This window comes from Micromonospora sp. LOL_024 (genome assembly GCF_048060415.1).
GTDB lineage: Bacteria > Actinomycetota > Actinomycetes > Mycobacteriales > Micromonosporaceae > Micromonospora.
This window is the reverse complement of record NZ_JBHMIS010000035.1, coordinates 15,278-35,952: the sequence shown is the minus strand read 5'-3', so window position 1 is coordinate 35,952 and position 20,675 is coordinate 15,278. Positions and strand designations below refer to the sequence as shown.

Below are 20,675 nucleotides of genomic sequence, written 5' to 3'. Positions count from 1 at the left end.
CCCCTGTTCGCGACCGCGGTGCTCCGCTGCGTTGCTTCCGCTCACCGGCCCGTCCGTTCGATGCGGGCCGAGCGGGCGTCCTTGCGTACCTCGAAGCGCACCGGGATGCGTTCGGCCAACGCCGGCACATGGGTGACCACGCCGACCATCCGGTCGCCTCGGGCTGCCAGGTTCTCCAGGGTGGCGGCGACCGTGTCGAGGGTGGCCGCGTCGAGTGTGCCGAAGCCCTCGTCCAGCACGATCGACTCCAGGCTGGCTGAGGTGGTGGACATGCCGGCCAGCTGCTCGGAGAGCGCCAGCGCCAACGCCAGCGACGCCTGGAACGTCTCGCCGCCGGAGAGTGTCCGCACCCCGCGCCGCAGACCGGCGTCGTGATGGTCGACGACGAAGAACTCGCCCTTGTCGTGGACCAGGTCGTACTGGCCGGCGGAGAGTTCCCGCAGGATCCCCGAGGCGCCGTCGACCAGCAGGTCCAGCGCCTCGGCCAGCAGCCACCGCTCGAAGTTGTTGGCCCGCAGGTGCCCCGCGAGCGCCCGGGCCACCTGCGCCCGGCGTTCGTGCTCGACCCGCTGCTCGCGTAGCTCGGCGGCCTGCTCGCGACGCTCGACCAGCCGCCGCCGGTCGGCTTCGGCCCGCTCGACGGCCACGGTGACGGCGCGGACCGGTTCGTCGGGGACGGGAAGGTCGGCGCCGACGAAGATGCCGGCTATACGGGTCGTCACCGTTGCGGCCGTCGCCTGCGCGTCGGCCACCGTCGTAGCCAGCCCGGCCCGCTCCGCCCGGCGACGATCCGCCTGCCTCACGGCCCAGCCGGCCAACGTGGACCAGGCGGCGGCCACGTCATCCCGGTCGGCGGCCGGCGGCCCGAAGCGGGCCACCGCGTCGCGGGTGCTGTCGAAGCGTCGCCACGCCGCCCGCAGTCGCTCCTGCGCCGCGTCCACCGTGCCCCTAGCCCGCCGCGCGGCGTCCCGGCCTGCGCGGACCGCCGCGGTCGCCTCGTCCAACCCCTGCCGCAGCCGGGCCTGCTCGGCCAGCGTGGCCCGCAGCGCCTCGGCGGTGACCGCGCCGGCGAGCCGCTCGTCCAGCTCTGCCAGCCGGCCGGTGATTCCGTCGTGTTCAGCGCGGGCACGCAGGAGTACCCGGTCCAGTTCGCGGGCGGCCGTGTCGCGTTCGGTCACCACCCGCCTGGCGACCTCGCTCGACGTCCGGGCGGCCTTGCCGGCCGCCACCGCCCGCGCCACCGCCGAACCGGCCGGCATCGGCGGCACCAGGAGGACGGTCTGTTCGCAGACCGGGCAGGTATCCCCGGCCGCCAGGTGCGCCCGCAGCGTGGCCGCCTGGTCGGTGGCCTTCGCCTCCTCGTGGGCCTGGAACGCGGCGGCCAGCTCCTGCTCGGCCCGCTCCGCCGCCGTCCGCGCCCCGATCAGCGCCCGCACCGCCGCCTCGTGCTCGACGCCGGCCGTCTCCATCGCGGCCCGTACCGCGTCGCCCTGACCGGCCAGCTTCTCCCGGTCGGCGTACGCCCGCAGCAGCATCCGCAGCGCGCTCTCGTCGCCGGCCGCGGCCAGCTCGCCGCGCAGCTTCTCCTCCCGCTCCTCGGCCAGCGACACCGCGCCGGCCGCCGCGTCGGCTTCGGCCCGCGCGTCGGCGACCGCCCGGGCCACCTCGGCCACTCCGGCCGGGGCGCGCACCTCACCGAGCGCGGCCAGCTCTGCGTCGAGCGTGGCCAGCGCCGCGCCCGCCTCCCGCGCCGTGCTGTGCGCCGCCTCCAGCTCCGGCACGGCGACGGCCACCGCCTCCGCCAGGGCCACCATCCGTTCGAGCTGGTCGCTGGCCCGCTCCAGGGTGGCGTCGTCGACGTCGGCGAGGCCGGCGAGCAGCTGGTCGACGGCCTCCAGCTTCGCGTCGGCCTGCCCGGCCCGGGCGGTGGCCCGCTGCTGCACCCGCTCGTAGACGCCGAGGCCCAGCAGGTTCACCAGGATCTGCTGCCGGGTCGCCGGCCGGGCGTGCAGGAAATCGGCGAACTGCCCCTGCGGCAGCACCACACAGCTGGTGAACTGCTCGTACGGCAGGCCGACCGCCTCCAGCACCGCGGCGTCCATCTCGCCCGGGGTGCCGGCGACCACCTCGCCGAGATCCTCCGGGCTCAGCCCGGTGTCGAGCTTGGTGGCGTCGAAGCCGTCCGGCATCAGCTGCAAACCGGCCCCGGCCGTCTTGGCGTTGCCCCGGCTGTCCCGGCGTACCACCCGGGTGGCGACGTAACGGGCACCGCCGGATTCGAAGACCAGCCTGACCCGTGCCTCGGTCACCGACGGGGCAAGCGCGTTACCCAGCCCGCGCGCGCCACCCCAGCGGGGCACGGTGCCGTAGAGGGCGAAGCAGATCGCGTCGAGCACCGTCGACTTGCCCGAACCGGTCGGCCCCACCAGCGCGAAGAAGTCGGCGTCGGTGAAGTCGACGGTGGTCTCCTCGCGGAAGACGGTGAAACCGGCCATGTCCAGCCGCATCGGTCGCATCAGTGATCGACCTCCTCGACCAGCTCGTCGAAGAGTTCCTGGACGCCCTCGTCGGCGTGACCCCGGCTGCCCAGGTAGTCGGCGAACAGCTGCCGGGGCGAACGGCCCGATCGTTGGGCGACCCGGGTGCCGCTGCCCGGCGCGGGCACCAGCTCCGGGTCGATCCGGATCTCCAGCGCGCGGGGGAACAGCTGCTGCACCTCCTCGCGCAGCCCGGCCCGGGGCTGCTCGCGTACGTACACCCGCAGCCAGCCCTGCGGCGCGGTGATCTCGGCGAGCTGGGCCAGGGTGCCGCGTACCGTGTGCAGCGCCGCCGCGGCGGTCACCGGCTCCTCCCGGATCCGTGCCGCCGTGGTCGCGGTGACCTCGACCAGGGTCACCGACGTAACGTTCTCCTGCTCGCCGAAGTCCACCGCGAGGGGAGCGCCGCTGTAGCGGATCGGGCACGGCCCCGGCACCCGCTGGGCGCGGTGCAGGTGGCCGAGCGCCACGTAGTGTGCGGTGCCCGGGAAGACCGAGGACGGCACCGCGTAACCCATGATGGTGTGCGCGTCCCGTTCGCCGCCGCCGGTGGCCGCACCCACCACGGTCAGGTGGGCGGTGACGAGGTGCACCCGCTCGGGTTCGGTGAATCCCTCGGTCAGCCGGGTGAGGACGCGGCCCAGGTGGTCGGCGTACGTCTGGGTGGACTCGGCGGCGGTCAGCTCGTACATCTCCACCGCGCGGACGGCGTACCGCTGGGACAGGAACGGCAGCGCGGCCAGCCGCCAGCGCTCCCCACCGGCGGTGCTGCCGTCGACGACGTGCTCGGCCGGGTCCTCCCGGACGCCGCCGCGCAGGGTGATGCCGGCGGCCTCCGCCCACGGCCGCAACGCGTCCAGCGCCGGGCCGTTGTCGTGGTTGCCGCCGATCGCCACCACGTCCGCGCCGGTCCGCCGCAGCGCGGTCAGCGCCCGGGTGACCAGGCGGGTCGCCTCCGGGGTCGGCGCGGCGGTGTCGTAGAGGTCACCGGCGATGACGACCAGGTCGGGCCGCTCCCGCTGGGCGATCTCGATGACCCCGGCCAGCACCTGCTTGTGCTCCTCGGCCCGCGACTGCCCCTTGAGGACCTTGCCCACGTGCCAGTCCGAGGTGTGCAGGATCTTCAAGGGAAGCCCTCCTAGAACGGGATGTCGTCGTCGGCGCCGCCGCCGGACCCGACCACCACGAACGGGTCGGCGGACTGGGTGATCGAACGCAGGGTCTGCGACGGCGCGGCACCGGCCTCGGAGACCCGGGTCGCCCAGGCCGGAAACGGAAACTCCAGGCAGAGCGGTACCGGGATGTCGGGTTGGTTGACGAACATGGTGCCCGGCTTGGCCAGCAGCGCCCGCTGTCGCTGCGCCGGGGGGAGGAAGCCGTACTCCGGGCGGGACGCCTCGGCCGGGTCGAGCCGGCCTACCACCCGGATCGCCGAGTTGGTGACGATGCGCCGCTCCACCTCGCTGGCGGTCTGCTGCGCGCCGACCAGGATCACCCCGAGCGAGCGGCCCCGCTCGGCGATGTCGAGCAGCACCTCCTTGATCGGCGAGGAGCCTTCCCGGGGTGCGTACTTGTTCAGTTCGTCGAGCACCACGAACAGCAGCGGCTTGGCGGTGCCGGCCTTCTCCTTGCGCTCGAACTCGCTCTTGAGCGTCACACCGACCACGAAGCGTTGCGCGCGGTCCGGCAGGTTGTGCAGGTCGACGACGGTGACCTGGGCGGACTCCGAGGTGTTGATCGAGTGCGGTCGGCGCGTGGCCAGGTCGCCGCGGATCAACCGGGACAGGTCCTTCTTACTGCCGATCAGCCGGCGGGCGAAGGCGTTGACCGTGCCCAGGCCGACTGCGCTGCCGGCCCAGCCGCTGCGGGTCTCGTCGTCGCTGAGCTGCTCCACGATGTGGTCGACCAGGTCGGCGTAGCTGCCGAGCCGCACCCCGTCGATGCTGATCCCGCCGTCGGCCGGCTGGGCGTGCCGGGCCAGGTGGGCGGCGACCGAGTGGACCACCATCGTGTACTGCTGTCGCTCGTCGTCGGCGTCGGCGAAGACGTACGGCAGCAGGCCGTTGGCGCAGAACTCGGCGAGCGTCCAGTAGAAGCTGTCCACGCCGGTCAGCCGGCTGCTCACGTCCGGCGTGCCGGAGGCGTCGCCGACGCGCGGCGGGGCGTAGACCCGGACGTCGGGGAAGGCGTCGGCGACCAGCCCGAGCCGGGCGTACGCCGCTCGCGTCGGGTCGTCCAGCCGGGCGTTCGGATGGTCGAGGAAGAGGAGATCCTCGCCCTTGACGTTGAAGATCAGCGCCTTGGCGTTGACCGCGTCGCCGCCGAGCTGTCCGGAGCGGAACACCGAGTAGAGGAGGAAGGTGGCGAAGCTGGTCTTGGTGGCCACCCCGGAGATGCCGGAGATGGACACGTGGGCGCCCCGGGTGCCGTCGAGGAAGTCGGCGTTCAGGTAGACCGGCACCCCGTCGCGGCCGGTGCCCATCGGGATCCGCCGCTCCATCCGGTCGAAGTGTAGCGCCCGGGCGCGGGCGTCGCCCTCCGCCCGGTGCACGACCGCGCCGGGCTGCGGCGGCACGTAGATCTCCGGGTCGACCCGGGTCGTGGTGATCTCGGCGGCCTCCTGTACCTGTGCCGGCAGCGTGCCGTCGGCGATGGCGAAGACATCGGAGTCGAACTGCGCGCCCTCGTGCCGGGCCCGGACCTGGGTGACCACCCCGGCGATGGTGACCGGTTCCCGGTCGGGCACCTCACGCCGGGTCACCACCACGTCGTCGAGCTGGAGGTAGCTGCCGGGGGAGACCGCCGTCCAGAACTGCAGGGGAGTGGCGTCGGCGGTGCCCAGCACCCGGCCCACCCCCTCGCCGGGGCCGTTGGGTCCCTCGTCATTCATCGGATCCCTCGTTTGGTCATCGGGCCCCTCGGCGGTCATCGGGCCCCTCGGCGGTCATCGGCAGCTCCGCTCGGCTGGTCGTCGAGGTCGGCACACACGCACTGCATCCTGCCGGAGGAGTACGACAGGCCGCCATGCGACGCGGCGCAGCGCACGTTGTGCCAGCACGTCGACGGCGTGCGGCGACCGGGTCGTGACGGTGCGTGCCGTGGTCTCCGGCTCACCCACCGGATGCCGGCAGGTCAGCCTGGCCATGTGGTGAGGTGACCGGTTCAGGGTCGGGCGTAGCGCAGCAGCAGGGTGCCGTCACCGGCGTGCAACACGTGACGCAGCGGCAGCGCGTGGGCCGGGCTCGGCTCGCCGGTGGTGATCCGGCCGGGGCCGGCGCCGACGAGCAGCGGGGCGACCGAGAGACACACTTCGTCGACCAGATCGGCGGCGGTGAGCGCGCCGAACAGTTGCGGACCACCCTCGCAGAGCACCTGGCCGTACCCACGTCGGCGCAGCTCGGTGAGGCCGGCGGTCAGGTCGACCCGGTCGTCGCCGCACCGCACCAGGTCGGCCACCTCGGACAGGCCGGGCGGTGCGGACGCCCCAGAGCGGGTGAGTACCACCGGGCGGACCGGCGCGTCGGCGAAGGCGGCCTGGGCCGGGTCGAGGTTCGCGGTGCCGGAGACGACCACCAGGGTCGGGTAGTCGGCCAGCCCGTGTGTGCGCCGCCAGTCCCGGCGCCGCCCGTCGAGGCGGAGCGCCCGGTAGCCCTCGTGACGTAGCGTGCCGGCCGCCACCAGCAGCGCGTCGCAGAGCATCCGTAGCAGCCCGAAGACCCGCTTGTCGGGCTGACCGGACAGCCCGGCGGAGTAGCCGTCGACGCTGACCGCGCCGTCGATGCTGGTCACGAAGTTCGTCCGGAGGTGCGGCAGGTTTGCGCGGCCGTAGCGGGCGGTGAGTGTGTCGTCGTCGAGCGGCTCCGGTGACGGGCTCGGCCAGAGTTCCGAGATCGGAATTCCGACGCTCATTCGTTGGCCGGACCGGTGACCGGAGGAGTCGGTCGGGGGGTACGGTGCTGGCAGTCGCACCAGTTCCGGCCCGGGCAGTCGTGGTGCCGCCGCGCCCGGCACGCTCGGCAGATCATGCTCGCAGCCTATGCCGAGGGAGGGATGGGACGCCCCATGTCACGTCAGATCTTCCAGTTGAGGATCTCCCTGTCCGGTGTTCGTCCCGCGATCTGGCGTCGGGTGCTGGTGCCCGGCGGCTACACCCTGGACCGCCTGCACCGGGTGGTGCAGCACGCGATGGGTTGGCGGGACTGTCACCTGCACTCGTTCGAGGTCGACGACGTGCAGTACGGCGAGCCTGATCCAGACGGCGACCTGCCGGTGTTCGACGAGCTGGACGTCCGGCTGGAGGCGGTGGTCGGCAAGGGCGGCCGGCTGCACTACACCTACGACTTCGGCGACTGGTGGGAGCACGACCTGCTGGTGGAGGACATCCTCACCGCGGAGGCGGACGAGCGCTACCCGAGCTGCGTCGCCGGGGAACGGGCGGGTCCGCCGGAGGACGTGGGCGGGCCCACCGGATATCACGTGTTCCTTGCCGGGCTGGCCGATCCGGACCACCCGGAGCACCGACCGATGCGCGACTGGGCGGGTGCCGGCTTCGACCCGGCGGCGTTCGACGCCGGCCGGGTCAGCACGCTCCTACGCCGTTTCTGCTGACGCTGCGGTAGCAGTGCCACTGGCACTGCTGCCGCAATTCAAACCATTCCTGCGGTAACGATCTGGGAACGCTCCCAGCGGCCTATTGACACTCCTGACACGTGCCGGCAATCTCATGGGAGCGTTCCCAGGAGGCGTGGATCACAATTCCGCCCAGCTTGGGCGCCGACACCGGCCGACGAAGTCGGTGCAGGCAGGCGCTGCGGCACCCCCCACCACACACGTAAACCAAGCCTCACCATCGAAAGAGGGGTCAGGATGAGCCTCACCACGCGGCGTACCCGCATGGCGGCGACCGCCCTGGCTGCGATCACCGCCGTCAGCGGTCTCGCGGCCTGCGGTAACAACGACGACGCGCCGGCCGAGGGCGAGAAGCCCGCCAAGCTGGTCGTCGACACGTTTGGCGAGATGGGCTACGACGAGCTCGTCAAGCAGTACGAGCAGCAGACCGGCATCAAGGTCGAGCTGCGCAAGACCGCCCAGCTCAGCGAGTACCGGCCCAAGCTGGTTCGCTACCTGGCCACCGGCAAGGGCGCGGCCGACGTGACCGCGCTGGAAGAGGGCATCCTCAACGAGTTCAAGCCCAACGCGCGCAACTGGGCCGACCTCACCCCGCTGGTCGCCGACCACTCCGCGGAGTACCTGCCCTGGAAGTGGGAGCTGGGCAAGGCGCCGGACGGTCGGCTGATCGGCCTGCCGACCGACGTCGGCAGCCTCGCCGTCTGCTACCGCAAGGATCTGTTCGCGGCGGCCGGCCTGCCCACCGAGCGGGACGCGGTCTCGGCGCTCTGGCCGGACTGGAACGGCTTCCACCAGGCCGGTCTGACCTACAAGCAGGGCAGCGGCGGCAAGGCGCTGATCGACTCGATCACCGCCGTGTCGAACGCGGTGCTGTTCCAGCAGGGCAGCGACCTGTTCTACGACAAGGAAGACAACGTCATCGCGGACACCAGCCCGGCGGTGAAGGCCGCGTGGGAGACCGCGACCTCGATGACGGACATTTCCGCCAAGGCGGCCACCTGGTCCCCGGAGTGGTCGGGCGGTTTCAAGCAGGGCACCTTCGCGGCCACCTTCTGCCCCTCCTGGATGCTCGGCATCGTCGAGGAGAACTCCGGCGAGGCCAACAAGGCCAAGTGGGACGTGGCGGCCGTGCCGGGCGGTGCCGGCAACTGGGGTGGCTCGTGGCTGGCCGTGCCGGCACAGAGCAAGTACCCGACCGAGGCGGCGAAGCTCGCCGAGTTCCTGACCAACGCCACCAGCCAGGTGGAGGCCTTCAAGCTCTCGGGCCCGCTGCCCACCAACCTGGAGGCGCTGAAGAACGAGGCGTTCCTCAGCTACACCAACGAGTACTTCAGCGGCGCGCCGACTGGCAAGATCTTCGGCGAGAGCGTCGCCAAGATCGAGCCGGTTCACCTGGGCCCGAAGCACCAGGCGGTCAAGGAGAACGCGTTCGAGCCCGCACTGCGGGCGTTCGAGAACGGGCAGGCCAGTAAGGACGCGGCCTGGACGCAGTTCGCGAAGGACGCAAAAACTCAGGGTGCTTTCTGAGTGATTCGCAACCGGTGGCGTTCGGGGTCGACCCGGACGCCACCGGTCGGTCCCCCTCCGTGTAGCACCCGCGCGAGGGCCCCCGGGCCTCGCCGGGAAAGGAATTTCGCATGAGCCTGTCGGCCACGACGGCGCCGCCGTCACCAGCACCACCCCCCGATGCCGGGTCCCGGCCCCGCCGGGGTCTCCGCCTGAACCGCCTGGACCTGAAGTACTCGCCGTACCTGTACATCGCGCCGTTCTTCCTGATCTTCGGCGCGTTCGGGCTGTACCCGATGCTGCGCACCGCCTGGATGTCGCTACACGACTGGGACATGATCGGCGACCACTCGTTCATCGGAATCGACAACTACACCCGGCTCTTCTCGGACGACTACTTCTGGAACGCGCTGGTCAACACCTTCGGCATCTTCGCCCTGTCGACCATCCCGCAACTGCTGCTGGCGCTCTTCCTGGCGAACCTGCTCAACCGCACCTTCCTGCGCGCCAAGACTTTCTTCCGGATGGCCATCTTCATGCCGAACGTGGTCTCGGTGGCCGCGGTCGCGATCGTCTTCGGCATGCTGTACCAGCGCGAGTTCGGCCTGTTCAACTGGCTGCTCGGCTTGGTCGGGGTCGACCAGGTCGACTGGGACGGGCAGCGGTGGAGCTCCTGGACGGCGATCGCCTCCATGGTCAACTGGCGGTGGATCGGTTACAACACGCTGATCCTGCTCGCCGGCATGCAGGCCATCCCGAAGGATCTGTACGAGGCGGCGGCGATCGACGGTGCCGGTCAGTGGCGGCAGTTCTGGCGGATCACGGTCCCCATGCTCAAGCCCACCCTGCTCTTCGTGGTGATCCTCTCCACCATCGGCGGCATGCAGCTCTTCACCGAGCCGCTGCTCTTCGCCAACGGCAACATCATCGGTGGCAACCAGCGGGAGTTCCAGACGCTGGCCATGTACATGTACGAGATGGGCATCGAGAACTTGAACACCGCTGGCTACGGCGCTGCCGTCGCCTGGGCGATCTTCATGATCATTGTGCTGCTCTCGTTGCTCAACTTCCTACTAGTCCGCCGCACGGCCAAGTGAGGAGAGATCGATGATCTCGGCTTCCCAGCGCCTGTGGCGCACCAGTCCACTGACCTACATCGCGCTCGTCCTGGCGGTCCTGCTGTCGATCTACCCGTTCTACTACATGGTGGTGATCGGTACCCGCAGCCTGGACTCGATCAACGACGTGCCGCCGCCGCTCACCCCCGGCGGAGCGTTCAGCGACAACTTCGGCCGGGTGCTCGACAACGACGCGGCCAATTTCCTGACCGGTTTGATGAACTCGATCATCGTCTCCTCGGTGGTCACCGTGTCGGTGGTGATCACCGGATCGCTGGCCGGGTTCGCCTTCGCGAAGCTCAGGTTCCGCGGCAGCAACATCCTGTTGCTGGGGATCGTCGTCACCATGATGATCCCGACCCAGATGGGCATCATCCCGCTCTGGAGCATGATGCAGGACCTCGGGTGGTACGACACCCTCTACGCGGTGACCGTGCCGTTCCTGGTCAGCGCCTTCGGGGTGTTCTTCATGCGGCAGTACGCCAGCCAGGCGATCTCCGACGAGCTGATTGAGGCGGGCCGGGTCGACGGCGCGAGCACCTTCCGGATCTACTGGAACATCGTGCTGCCCGCGTTGCGGCCGGCTGCCGGCGTGCTGGGCCTACTGACCTTCATGGAGACCTGGAACTCGTTCCTCTGGCCGTACGCGATCCTCACCCCGGAGAACCCGACCCTGCAGGTGTCGCTCTCCTTCCTGTCGTACGCGTACTACACCGACTACTCCCAGGTCTTCGCCGCCACGGCGATCGGCACCATTCCGCTGGTGCTCGTCTTCATTCTGTTCGGCCGCCAAATCATCGGCGGGATCATGGAAGGTGCAGTCAAGTCGTGAGCAACCCCGCCACCCCACCCGTCGTGGGCGTCCTCGACGAACGCGCGCCGTTGACCTTCCCGCCCGGTTTCCTCTGGGGTGCGGCGACCGCCGCGTACCAGATCGAGGGCGCGGCGGCCGAGGGCGGCCGTACCCCGTCGATCTGGGACACCTTCAGCCACACCGAGGGCCGGACGGTCGCCGGGCACACCGGCGACGTCGCCTGCGACCACTACCATCGGCTCGGCGACGACGTGCGGCTGATGACCGAAATGGGGTTGAAGTCGTACCGGTTCTCGGTCTCCTGGCCGCGGGTGCAGCCGGGCGGGTCGGGTCCGGTGAACGCCGAGGGGCTCGACTTCTACCGGCGGCTCGTCGACGAGCTGCTGGCCAACGGGATCGAACCCTGGCTCACCCTCTACCACTGGGACCTGCCCCAGGAGTTGGAGGACGCCGGCGGCTGGCCGGCCCGGGACACCGCTGCCCGGTTCGCCGACTACGCCCAGCTGATGGCGGACGCGTTGGGTGACCGGGTGAAGTACTGGACGACGCTCAACGAGCCGTGGTGCTCGGCCTTCCTCGGGTACGGCTCCGGGGTGCACGCTCCCGGTCGGTCCGACGGAGCCGACGCGGTCCGCGCCGGGCACCACCTGATGCTCGGGCACGGCCTCGCCGTGCAGGCGCTGCGTACTGCCATGCCGACCGCGCAGCTCGGCGTGACCGTCAATCTCTACCCGGTGACCCCGGCCACCGACTCGCCCGGCGACGTCGACGCGGCCCGCCGCATCGACGGACTGGCCAACCGGTTCTTCCTGAATCCGATGCTGCGCGGGTCGTACCCAGCCGACCTGGTCGCCGACCTGGCCAAGGTGACCGACTTCGGGCACGTGCGTGACGGTGACCTCGCGACCATCGCCACGCCGATGGACGTGGTGGGCGTGAACTACTACAGCCGCCACGTGGTGGCCGCGCCGGTGTCCGGCGAGCCGGCGGAGCGCTACTGGCGGGCCCCGTCCTGCTGGCCGGGCAGCGAGGACGTCCGATTCGTCACCCGGGGCGTCCCGGTGACGGACATGGACTGGGAGATCGACGCCCCGGGCCTGGTGGAGACGCTGCGTCGGGTGCACGAGGAGTACACCGAGCTGCCGCTCTACGTGACCGAGAACGGCTCGGCGTTCGTCGACGCGGTGGTCGACGGGCGGGTCGACGACGCCGACCGGCTAGCCTACTTTGACGCTCACCTGCGCGCCTGCCACGAGGCGATCAGCGCTGGTGTCCCCCTGCGGGGATACTTCGCCTGGTCGCTGATGGATAATTTCGAGTGGGCCTGGGGCTACACCAAGCGGTTCGGCATGATCTACATCGACTACGACAGCCAGACCCGCATCCCCAAGTCCAGTGCCAGGTGGTACGCGGAGGTGATCCGACGTAACGGTCTGGCCGCACAATAGGGGATGAGCAGCCAGTAACGGGCGGCCCGGCACCGACGCTGTACCAGGTGCCGGAGCCGCCTGACGTCGGAGGAGTAGACGATGACAACGCAGCGCACCCGGTCGCTCGGGCGCCCGACCCTGGACGCGGTCGCGGCCCGCGCCGGTGTCGGCCGCGGCACGGTCTCCCGTGTGGTCAACGGCTCTCCCCAGGTAAGTCCTGAGGCCCGCGCCGCCGTCCAACAGGCCATCGCGGAGCTGGGGTACGTGCCGAACCGGGCGGCCAGGGCGCTGGTCACCCAGCGGACCGACTCGGTGGCGCTGGTGGTCAGCGAGTCCGGTGAGCGGCTCTTCGCCGAGCCGTTCTTCGCCGGCATCGTGCGGGGCATCAGCTCGGTGCTGCTGGAGACGCCGTTGCAACTCTGGCTGGCCATGGCGCAGTCCCCGCTGGAACGGGAGCGGGTCGAGCACCACCTGACCAACCAGCACGTCGACGGCGTTCTGCTGCTCTCGCTGCACGACGCCGATCCGCTGCCCACCCTGCTGGAGGAGCGCGGCCTGCCCACCGTGCTCGGCGGCCGGCCGGCGCGGATGCTGCACCCCGACGCCCAACCGGCCTCGTTCGTCGACGTGGACAACGCCGGTGGGGCACGGCAGGCCGTGGAGTACCTCACCGACCGGGGCCGGCGGCGTATCGCCACCATCGCCGGACCGCAGGACATGGGCGCCGGCCTCGCTCGGCTGTCCGGGTACCGGGACGCCGTACGCACCGCAGGCTTCGGCATCAACCCGGATCTGATCGCGTACGGCGACTTCAGCGAGGAGAGCGGGACGACGGCCATGCGTCAGTTGCTGGACCGCTGCCCCGACCTGGACGCGGTCTTTGTCGCCGCCGACCTGATGGCCTTCGGCGCGCTGCGCTCCCTGCGTGAGGCCGGCCGGCGGGTGCCGGAGGACGTCGCCGTGATCGGTTTCGACGACGCACCCATCGCCCGGCGCGCCGACCCGCCGTTGACCTCGGTGTTCCAGCCCGTGGACGACATGGGCCGGCAGATGGCGCGGCTCCTGGTGGCCCGGATCCGTGGCGACGAGATTCCCGCCCCCCACGTCGTCCTGGACACCCAGCTCGTCGAACGCGCCTCCGCCTGATCCGTAGGCCGGTCCTTGGCTGGTGTGGCACGAAGCAGAGCAGAGGACTCGGCCGCGAACACCTGGGCCTGTCGGCGAACAGGACATGTGATGATCCGGGGCGTCACCCACACAGGTGGGGGAGCCCAGCGTCGTAGCCGGAGTCAGGCCGGGCTGGCCCAGCGGCGCAGTTCGCGCTTGGCGAGGCTGGACCGGTGCACCTCGTCGGGGCCGTCGGCGAGGCGCAGCGTGCGGGCCTGGGACCAGAGTGCCGCAAGCGGGGTGTCCTGGCTGACGCCGGCACCACCGTGGGCCTGGATCGCCTTGTCGATCACCCATTCGGCCATCGACGGTGTGGCGATCTTGATGGCCTGGATCTCGGTGTGTGCGCCCTTGTTGCCGACGGTGTCCATCAACCAGGCTGTCTTGAGCACCAGCAGCCGGGCCTGCTCGATGCGGACCCGGGACTCGGCGATCCACTCGCGTACCACGCCCTGCTCGGCGAGCGGGCGGCCGAAGGCGACCCGTTCGGCGGCCCGCCGGCAGAGCAGTTCCAGGGCCCGCTCGGCCATCCCGATCAGGCGCATGCAGTGGTGGATCCGGCCCGGGCCGAGCCGGGCCTGAGCGATGGCGAAGCCAGTCCCCTCGGCACCGACCAGGTTCTCTGCCGGCACCCGTACACCGTCGAAGTCGATCTCGGCGTGCCCGCCGTGCGGGGCGTCGCTGTAGCCGAAGACCGTCATGCCCCGGCGGACCGTGACCCCCGGGGTGTCCCGGGGAACCAGGATCATGCTCTGCTGCTTGTGCCGGTCGGCCTTCGGGTCGGTCTTGCCCATCACGATGAAGATCTCGCAGGCCGGGTCCATCGCCCCGGAGGACCACCACTTGCGGCCGTCGACCATGTAGTGGTCTCCGTCGCGGCGGATCGACGTGGCGATGTTCGTCGCGTCCGAGGAGGCGACCTCCGGTTCGGTCATGCAGAACGCGGAGCGGATCTCTCCGGCGAGCAGCGGCGCCAGCCAGCGCTCCTGCTGGGTGGGGGAGCCGAACTCGGCGAGCAGTTCCATGTTGCCGGTGTCCGGGGCGGCGCAGTTCAGCGCCTCCGGGGCGAGGTGCGGGCTGCGCCCGGTCAGCTCGGCCAGCGGGGCGTACTGGAGGTTGGTCAGCCCGGCACCGTGGCGCGGGTCGGGCAGGAAGAGGTTCCACAGGCCACGTCGGCGGGCCTCGGACTTCAGTTCGGCGAGCACCGGCGGGCGGGCCCACGGGTCACCGGCGGCGAGCACCTGCGCGGCGTGCACCGCTTCGGCCGGATGGACGTGCTGCTCCAGGAACTCGGCCAGTTCCATCCGCAGCTGCTCGGTCCGGGTGTCGTACGCGAAATCCATCAGGCATCCTTCACCGAGGTCAGTCCAGTTGCGACAAGCGGGGCCACCAGGTGGCCGATGGTGTCGAAGCCCTCGCCGAGGGTCTGCCCGAGGGTGTGCCGGTAGTGGATGCCCTCACAGATCACCGCGAGTTTGAAGCAGCCCAGCGCCACGTGCCAGTGCAGCGGGCCGACGTCGACGTCGCTGCGGCCGGCGTACCGGTCGATCAGCTCGCCGCCGGCCGGGAAGCCGGCGCGCGGACCCAGCCCGTCCGCGACCGGGTTGCCGTCGGCGACGTCGTTGCCGCCGAGCACCGTCCAGTACGTCAGCAGCAGCCCGAGGTCGGCCAGCGGGTCACCGAGGGTGGCCATCTCCCAGTCGAGCACCGCCGTGACCATCACCGGGTCGACCGTGGCGAGCAGATTGTCCAGCCGGTAGTCGCCGTGCACGATCCGGCCGGTATTGGCGCCCTCGGGCGCACTGGCGGCGAGCTGGTCGCGCAGCTCGTCGATGCCGGGCAGCGGGCGGTTCCGGGAGCGGTCCAGCTGCCCCGCCCAGCGTCGGACCTGCCGGGCGAGGTACCCCTGCGGGCGGCCGAAGTCGGCCAGGCCGACGGCGGCCGGCTCGACCGTGTGCAGCGCCGCGAGGGTGTCCATCATCGCCATGGCGAGCGCGCGCCGTTGCTCGCCGGTGAGCCTGTTCGTCCGGGACCGGTCACGGAACACCTCACCGGTGACCCGCTCCATGAGGTAGAACGGCGCGCCGAGCACGTCGGTGTCGCCGCAGAGCAGCAGGGCTCGCGGCACCGGCACGGCGGTCGGGGCCAGCGCCGAGATCACCCGGAACTCCCGGGCCATGTCGTGCGCGGTGGCCAGCACGTGCCCGAGCGGCGGACGGCGCAGCACCAGCTCCTGTCCGCCGGCCTGGACGAGGTAGGTCAGGTTCGACCGGCCGCCGGTGATCAACTCGGCCCGCAGCGGCCCGGCGGCCAGCTCGGGTCGGTGTGTGGCCAGGTGACCGCGGAGCCGTTCAAGATCCAGGCCGGCGGGGGAGACGGTGGCGGGAGCGGGGGTCTCCTCGGCCGGATCGGTCATCCAGACAGTCCATGGCAGCTCGAACGGCTTGTCAAGGTCAGGTTTGACTCTGGGGACATGACGCCGCAACAGGGACGAAATGGTCAACTGTCAGGCTGGGACCAGCCTGCCGGCCACCACGCCGGCCTGCCGAGAGCGGAGGGGTTTGAGATGTTGTTGCGGGTTCGGGTCACTCTGCCAGATCGTCCCGGCACCCTCGGCCAGGTGGCGCGCACCCTCGGCGTGTCCGGCGCGGACATCGTGCAGGTGGTCGTGCTGGAACGCCTCGGCGGGCGGGCGGTCGACGATTTCACCGTGGTGTGGCCGGGCGCCGCGCGGGTGGAGCGGCTGCTGGCCGGTCTGGCCGCGATTCCCGGAGTGCGCGTCGACGGGGTGTGGCGGGCGATCGGCGCGCCCACCACCACCGGTCAGGACGCCGAGTTGCTGGCGCAGGTCGCCGCCAACCCGGCCGACGGGCTGGCCACCCTGGTCGACGCCGTGCCCGGGCTGCTCGCCGCCGACTGGGCGGTGGCGGCGATGGTGCCGGTCGACTGGGCGTCGCGTACCGGCGGTGGCGGCGCGACGGTGGGACACGCCAGCTGGCGTACGCCGGTACCGCCGCCGTTGCCGGAGGTGACCCCGCTGCGGGCCCGGTCGATGACCATGCCCGACGGTGGCCACTTCGCGGTCGCTCCGTTCGGTCGGGCCGGGCTGGTCCTAGTGGTCTCCCGCGACTACAGCGAGACGCTCGCACCGGCCGCGTTCCACTGCACCGAGGTCGACCGGCTCGCCCAGCTGGTCCGGGCCAGCGCGGTGATCCTCGGCGACCGGCTGGACCTGGTCGGCACCCCGTCGATCGCCACCAACCCCTGACCTGCGGGATGTGACGCAGACCGCACAGCTGATCACGGCCGGACATGGTGGGGCAACCGGCCGGCAACAGCCGCAGGTCAGGGTGGCACGGGAAGGGAGGCAACGATGACGCTGTGGCGGATCCGAGCCACCGTGGACGACCGACCGGGTTACCTGTCGGTGCTCACGGCGAGCCTCGCGTTGCGTGGAGTCAACATCCTCTCCGTGCAGGTGCACACCACCGAGCACGGTGCCGTCGACGACTTCCTCGTCGACGCGCCGGACACGATCGCCGAGGCGGATCTCATCGCCGCCGTCGAGCGGGGACGGGGCCGGGAGTGCTGGGTGGCGCGCAGCGAGGCGCGCGGCCTGGCCGACCAGCCGACCCGGGTACTCGGGCTGGCGACCCGACTGGTCCACGACCCGGATGCGACCGGTGAGGTGCTGCGCGCCCTGCTCGGCGCCGACGAGGTGACCTGGCGGCCCGCGTCGGCCGTGACCCGCCCGGGAATCGACGGCACGACCATGCTGCTTGCCGACCCCAACGGCGGTTCGTACACCCTGCGCCGGGTCGCGCCGAGCTACACGCCGGCCGAGTACGCCCGGGCACAGGCCCTGCTGGAGTTGGGTGCCACTTCGTCGCGCCGGGCCGGCGAGCAGGTCACCGTGGTGCTCCCGGACGGCGCCGAACTGGTCGTGCGGCCCGCCGTCGCGGACGACCTGACGGCGGTGGTCGAGCTGCACCAGGCATGCTCGGCGCGTAGCCGCCATCGTCGCTACCTGGGCGGTGCGGGGCAGCCGACGCCGGCCCGACTGCGCCGCCTGTTGGAGCCGGCCCGGGGGCTGACCCTGGTCGCTGCGACGACCGGCTCCGGCGGGGCGGCGGAGTCGGTCGTCGCGATGGCGAATCTGCTGGCCGAGGGCGACGAGGCCGAACTGGCGCTGCTGGTGCGCGACGACTGGCAGCGGCTCGGCCTGGGCTCGACCCTGCTGCGGCGGCTGACCCGGCAGGCCGAATCGGCCGGCTACGCGGCGTTGGTGCTGCACGTCCAGGCGGACAACACGCCGATGGTGCGTATGCTGCGCCGGCTGTCCCGACCGACCGCGGTCGAACGGGACGGCAACCTGTTGACCATCACTGTGCCGCTGCCACCTGAGGTGCCGGCGGCGGCGGAGAGCGCCGGCTGAGGCTGGCGCGACGGACGACCGACCTCCGGTGCGGAGGACGGTGAGGTGGGCGGGGCTCCCGGTGCGGTGCCCCGCCCGCCGCCCACGGTGACGGCGCCCATAGCTATCGATCGCATTCGACAGTGTGACGATCCCCCTTTGTCGCTGGCGAGTACGGCAGCGCCACCTCCTGGTGTGTTCCGGGCTCTTCACAAAGCGGTGACCCGCCCGATACATTGCTGAGTGTCCATGGGAGCGCTCCCGGCCCTGCTGGAGCTGCTCGCCCTCGCCGCACCGCCACCCCCACACCGCCACCACACACCGGCAGCCCCGGTCCGCCTGCGCGTTCCGTCGGCGCTGCCGTCACGCATCGACAGGAGCAGCCGCATGCACCACCACCGACGGCCGCCGCGCCCCGCCCCCGACGACCAGCGCCGACCTCGGCCGCGCCCCGACCAGTCCCGGCCGCCACACCGTCCCGACCAGCCCTGGCCGCGCCGTCTGCGCAACGTCGCGACCGCGCTGGCCGCCGGGTTCGCGCTCGCGGTCGGCGTACCCGGTGGCGGTGCCGTCGCCGCGCCGACCGACGGGGTAGCGCCGACCGCCGCCGCGCCCGCCTTCAACTACGCGGAGGCGCTGCAGAAGTCCCTGCTGTTCTACGAGGCGCAGCAGTCCGGGCCGCTGCCGCAGTGGAACCGCGTGTCGTGGCGCGACGACTCCGCCCTGCGCGACGGCGCCGACGTCGGGGTCGACCTAACCGGCGGCTGGTACGACGCCGGTGACCACGTCAAGTTCGGCTTCCCGATGGCGTTCAGCACCACGATGCTCGCCTGGGGAGCGGTCGAGTACCGGTCCGGGTACGCCGCCTCCGGCCAACTGAACCACCTGCTCAACAACCTGCGCTTCGTCAACGACTACTTCGTCAAGGCGCATCCGGCACCGAACGTCCTCTACGGGCAGGTCGGCAACGGCGACGCCGACCACAAGTGGTGGGGACCGGCCGAGGTGATGCCGATGGCCCGGCCCGCGTACAAGATCGATGCGAGCTGTGGCGGCGCGGACCTGGCAGGCGAGACGGCCGCGGCGATGGCGGCGTCCTCCATGGTCTTCCGGCCCACCGACGCCGCCTACGCCGACAAGCTGCTGACCCATGCGCGGCAGCTCTACACGTTCGCCGACACGGTGCGCAAGAACTACCACGAGTGCATCACCGACGTGACCAGCTTCTACCGCTCGTGGAGCGGCTACCAGGACGAGTTGGTCTGGGCGGCGATCTGGCTGCACCGGGCCACCGGCGACGCCGCGTACCTGGCCAAGGCGGAGAGCGAGTACGACCGGCTGGGCACCGAACCGCAGACCACGACCCGCTCCTACAAGTGGACCGTCGCCTGGGACAACAAGCAGTTCGGGGCGTACGTGCTGCTGGCCAACCTGACCGGCAAGCAGAAGTACATCGACGACGCCAACCGGTGGCTGGACTACTGGACCGTCGGGGTGGGCGGGGAGCGGGTCCGGTACTCGCCCGGCGGGATGGCGGTGCTCGACTCCTGGGGTGCGCTGCGCTACGCCGCCAACACCGCCTTCGCCGCGCTGGTCTACAGCGACAAGACCACCGACGCGGCCCGCAAGGCCCGCTACCACGACTTCGCCGTCCGGCAGATCAACTACGCCCTCGGCGACAACCCGCGCAACTCCAGCTACGTGATCGGCTTCGGCGCCAATCCGCCGAGGAACCCCCACCACCGCACCGCACACGGGTCCTGGTGGGACAGCATGACCGTACCCACCGCGACCCGGCACACGCTGTTCGGTGCGCTGGTCGGCGGCCCGTCCTCGCCGAACGACGCGTACACCGACAGCCGGTCGGACTACGTGATGAACGAGGTGGCCACCGACTACAACGCCGGCTTCACCTCCGCGTTGGCCCGGCTGACCCAGCAGTACGGCGGCACTCCGCTGGCCAACTTCCCGGTCGCCGAGCAGCCCGACATCGACGAGTTGACCGTGGAGACCACGGTGATGCAGAACGAGCCACGGGCCACCGGGATCAAGGCGATCATCTACAACAAGTCCGCGTTCCCGGCCCGGGCGCTGACCGACGCGAAGTTCCGCTACTACTTCCGTACCGAGGGCGCCGGGTCGGTGACCGTGACCCCCGGCTACACCCAGGGCTGCCCGTCGCCGAGCACCGCCCGTCAGGCCGGCGGTGACCTCTGGTACGTCGAGGTCGACTGCACCGGGCACACCATCGCCCCGTCCGGCCAGTCCCAGCACCGGATGGAGGTGCAGTTCAAGATCGGCGTGTCGGAGGGCGGCACCTGGGACCCGGCCAACGACCCGTCCTACCAGGCGACCGCCGGCCCCAACCGCAACGTGCCGCTCTACGTCGGGGGCGTGCGCGTGTGGGGCGCGGAGCCCGTGTCCACCCCGGACACCACCCCGCCGACCACCCCCGGTACGCCGGTGGCGACCTCGGTCACCTCCCGGTCGGCCAACCTGAGCTGGACGGCGTCCACCGACAACGTTGGCGTCACCGGCTACCGGATCTACCGCGGGTCGGCCCTGGTCGACACGGTCACCGGCACCACGTACCCGGCCACCGGGTTGCAGCCGCAGACCACCTACTACTTCTACGTGGTCACGATGGACGCGGCCGGCAACGCCTCGTCGCCCTCGACGCGGGTGACGGTGACCACCTCGGCGCCGCTGCCGACCTCGCCCTGCCGGGTCACCTACGGCAGCAACGACTGGGGTAGCGGCTTCACCGCGAACATCACCATCACCAACACCGGCACCACTGCGATCAACGGCTGGACCCTGGCGTTCAGCTTCCCCAACGCCGGGCAGCGGGTGGGCCAGGGCTGGTCGGCCACCTACGCCCAGACCGGGCCGGCGGTGACCGCGACCAACCTGTCGTACAACGGCAACCTGGCACCGGGCGCGTCGGTCGGTATCGGCTTCAACGGTACCCACACCGGCAGCAACCCGAGGCCCGGCACGTTCACGCTCAACGGCTCCACCTGCACCATCGCCTGACCGCAGCGGCGGCGGGTCCGGGCG

The 20,675-nt window shown here is 71.3% G+C and carries 15 protein-coding genes; 9 read left to right on the top strand and 6 right to left on the bottom strand.

Annotated elements, in window-relative coordinates:
* Positions 1 to 41: 41 nt before the first annotated feature.
* The 4 genes from ACFHWY_RS24240 to ACFHWY_RS24225 form a co-directional block, all read right to left on the bottom strand.
* Positions 42 to 2,516: an AAA family ATPase gene (locus ACFHWY_RS24240; RefSeq protein WP_416582554.1), complete on the bottom strand. Its 2,475-nt coding sequence runs from the start codon at positions 2,514 to 2,516 to the stop codon at positions 42 to 44.
* Positions 2,516 to 3,664 carry an exonuclease SbcCD subunit D gene (locus tag ACFHWY_RS24235; RefSeq protein ID WP_416582553.1) on the bottom strand — a complete coding sequence of 383 codons (1,149 nt, stop codon included), beginning with the start codon at positions 3,662 to 3,664 and terminating at the stop codon, positions 2,516 to 2,518. The genes ACFHWY_RS24240 and ACFHWY_RS24235 overlap by 1 nt, the downstream gene beginning before the upstream one ends.
* An 11-nt stretch (positions 3,665 to 3,675) precedes the next feature.
* Entirely contained in the window at positions 3,676 to 5,427 is a 1,752-nt protein-coding gene (locus ACFHWY_RS24230) for an ATP-binding protein (protein WP_416582552.1), read from the bottom strand.
* A gap of 272 nt (positions 5,428 to 5,699) precedes the next feature.
* Positions 5,700 to 6,446: a pyrimidine reductase family protein gene (locus tag ACFHWY_RS24225; RefSeq protein ID WP_416582551.1), complete on the bottom strand. Its 747-nt coding sequence runs from the start codon at positions 6,444 to 6,446 to the stop codon at positions 5,700 to 5,702.
* A gap of 153 nt (positions 6,447 to 6,599) precedes the next feature.
* Here ACFHWY_RS24225 and ACFHWY_RS24220 point away from each other — a divergent pair, with 153 nt between their 5' ends.
* The 6 genes from ACFHWY_RS24220 to ACFHWY_RS24195 all read left to right on the top strand — a co-directional run bounded on the left by ACFHWY_RS24220 (position 6,600) and on the right by ACFHWY_RS24195 (position 13,180).
* Positions 6,600 to 7,145 (top strand): plasmid pRiA4b ORF-3 family protein, encoded by a 546-nt coding sequence (locus ACFHWY_RS24220; RefSeq protein WP_416582550.1) that lies wholly within the window; start codon positions 6,600 to 6,602, stop codon positions 7,143 to 7,145.
* Between the two features lie 258 nt (positions 7,146 to 7,403).
* A complete protein-coding gene (locus tag ACFHWY_RS24215) occupies positions 7,404 to 8,693 on the top strand; it encodes an ABC transporter substrate-binding protein (RefSeq protein WP_416582549.1) in 1,290 nt (429 codons plus the stop codon).
* A gap of 110 nt (positions 8,694 to 8,803) precedes the next feature.
* Positions 8,804 to 9,769, top strand: a complete 966-nt coding sequence (locus ACFHWY_RS24210; RefSeq protein WP_416582548.1) for a carbohydrate ABC transporter permease — start codon at positions 8,804 to 8,806, stop codon at positions 9,767 to 9,769.
* A gap of 10 nt (positions 9,770 to 9,779) precedes the next feature.
* On the top strand, positions 9,780 to 10,622 hold the full coding sequence (locus tag ACFHWY_RS24205) for a carbohydrate ABC transporter permease (RefSeq protein ID WP_416582547.1): 843 nt from the start codon (positions 9,780 to 9,782) through the stop codon (positions 10,620 to 10,622).
* Positions 10,619 to 12,052 carry a GH1 family beta-glucosidase gene (locus ACFHWY_RS24200; protein ID WP_416582546.1) on the top strand — a complete coding sequence of 478 codons (1,434 nt, stop codon included), beginning with the start codon at positions 10,619 to 10,621 and terminating at the stop codon, positions 12,050 to 12,052. The genes ACFHWY_RS24205 and ACFHWY_RS24200 overlap by 4 nt, the downstream gene beginning before the upstream one ends.
* 81 nt (positions 12,053 to 12,133) lie before the next feature.
* Positions 12,134 to 13,180 (top strand): LacI family DNA-binding transcriptional regulator, encoded by a 1,047-nt coding sequence (locus tag ACFHWY_RS24195; protein WP_416582545.1) that lies wholly within the window; start codon positions 12,134 to 12,136, stop codon positions 13,178 to 13,180.
* Positions 13,181 to 13,323: 143 nt separating this feature from the next.
* Here the strand turns inward: ACFHWY_RS24195 and ACFHWY_RS24190 are convergent, their stop codons facing one another.
* Together ACFHWY_RS24190 and ACFHWY_RS24185 are read right to left on the bottom strand one after the other, a co-directional pair.
* On the bottom strand, positions 13,324 to 14,544 hold the full coding sequence (locus tag ACFHWY_RS24190) for an acyl-CoA dehydrogenase family protein (RefSeq protein ID WP_416582544.1): 1,221 nt from the start codon (positions 14,542 to 14,544) through the stop codon (positions 13,324 to 13,326).
* On the bottom strand, positions 14,544 to 15,617 hold the full coding sequence (locus ACFHWY_RS24185; RefSeq protein ID WP_416582543.1) for a phosphotransferase family protein: 1,074 nt from the start codon (positions 15,615 to 15,617) through the stop codon (positions 14,544 to 14,546). Before ACFHWY_RS24185 ends, ACFHWY_RS24190 begins: the two co-directional genes overlap by 1 nt.
* Before the next feature lie 150 nt (positions 15,618 to 15,767).
* Here ACFHWY_RS24185 and ACFHWY_RS24180 point away from each other — a divergent pair, with 150 nt between their 5' ends.
* The 3 genes from ACFHWY_RS24180 (at position 15,768) to ACFHWY_RS24170 (ending at position 20,651) form a co-directional block, all read left to right on the top strand.
* Entirely contained in the window at positions 15,768 to 16,469 is a 702-nt protein-coding gene (locus ACFHWY_RS24180; RefSeq protein ID WP_416582542.1) for an amino acid-binding protein, read from the top strand.
* A gap of 105 nt (positions 16,470 to 16,574) precedes the next feature.
* Positions 16,575 to 17,636 (top strand): GNAT family N-acetyltransferase, encoded by a 1,062-nt coding sequence (locus ACFHWY_RS24175; protein ID WP_416582541.1) that lies wholly within the window; start codon positions 16,575 to 16,577, stop codon positions 17,634 to 17,636.
* Positions 17,637 to 18,002: 366 nt separating this feature from the next.
* On the top strand, positions 18,003 to 20,651 hold the full coding sequence (locus tag ACFHWY_RS24170; protein ID WP_416582564.1) for a glycoside hydrolase family 9 protein: 2,649 nt from the start codon (positions 18,003 to 18,005) through the stop codon (positions 20,649 to 20,651).
* The last annotated feature ends 24 nt before the right edge of the window (positions 20,652 to 20,675 follow it).

Excerpts from the sequence above, each read along its gene's own strand:
- ACFHWY_RS24175 (WP_416582541.1), top strand. The coding sequence starts at position 16,575 with ATGACGCTGTGGCGGATCCGAGCCACCGTGGACGACCGACCGGGTTAC.
- ACFHWY_RS24190 (WP_416582544.1), bottom strand. The coding sequence starts at position 14,544 with ATGGATTTCGCGTACGACACCCGGACCGAGCAGCTGCGGATGGAACTG.
- ACFHWY_RS24170 (WP_416582564.1), top strand. The coding sequence starts at position 18,003 with ATGCACCACCACCGACGGCCGCCGCGCCCCGCCCCCGACGACCAGCGC.
- ACFHWY_RS24185 (WP_416582543.1), bottom strand. The coding sequence starts at position 15,617 with ATGACCGATCCGGCCGAGGAGACCCCCGCTCCCGCCACCGTCTCCCCC.
- ACFHWY_RS24225 (WP_416582551.1), bottom strand. The coding sequence starts at position 6,446 with ATGAGCGTCGGAATTCCGATCTCGGAACTCTGGCCGAGCCCGTCACCG.
- ACFHWY_RS24240 (WP_416582554.1), bottom strand. The coding sequence starts at position 2,516 with ATGCGACCGATGCGGCTGGACATGGCCGGTTTCACCGTCTTCCGCGAG.
- ACFHWY_RS24220 (WP_416582550.1), top strand. The coding sequence starts at position 6,600 with ATGTCACGTCAGATCTTCCAGTTGAGGATCTCCCTGTCCGGTGTTCGT.
- ACFHWY_RS24230 (WP_416582552.1), bottom strand. The coding sequence starts at position 5,427 with ATGAATGACGAGGGACCCAACGGCCCCGGCGAGGGGGTGGGCCGGGTG.
- ACFHWY_RS24215 (WP_416582549.1), top strand. The coding sequence starts at position 7,404 with ATGAGCCTCACCACGCGGCGTACCCGCATGGCGGCGACCGCCCTGGCT.
- ACFHWY_RS24180 (WP_416582542.1), top strand. The coding sequence starts at position 15,768 with ATGTTGTTGCGGGTTCGGGTCACTCTGCCAGATCGTCCCGGCACCCTC.
- ACFHWY_RS24205 (WP_416582547.1), top strand. The coding sequence starts at position 9,780 with ATGATCTCGGCTTCCCAGCGCCTGTGGCGCACCAGTCCACTGACCTAC.
- ACFHWY_RS24210 (WP_416582548.1), top strand. The coding sequence starts at position 8,804 with ATGAGCCTGTCGGCCACGACGGCGCCGCCGTCACCAGCACCACCCCCC.
- ACFHWY_RS24195 (WP_416582545.1), top strand. The coding sequence starts at position 12,134 with ATGACAACGCAGCGCACCCGGTCGCTCGGGCGCCCGACCCTGGACGCG.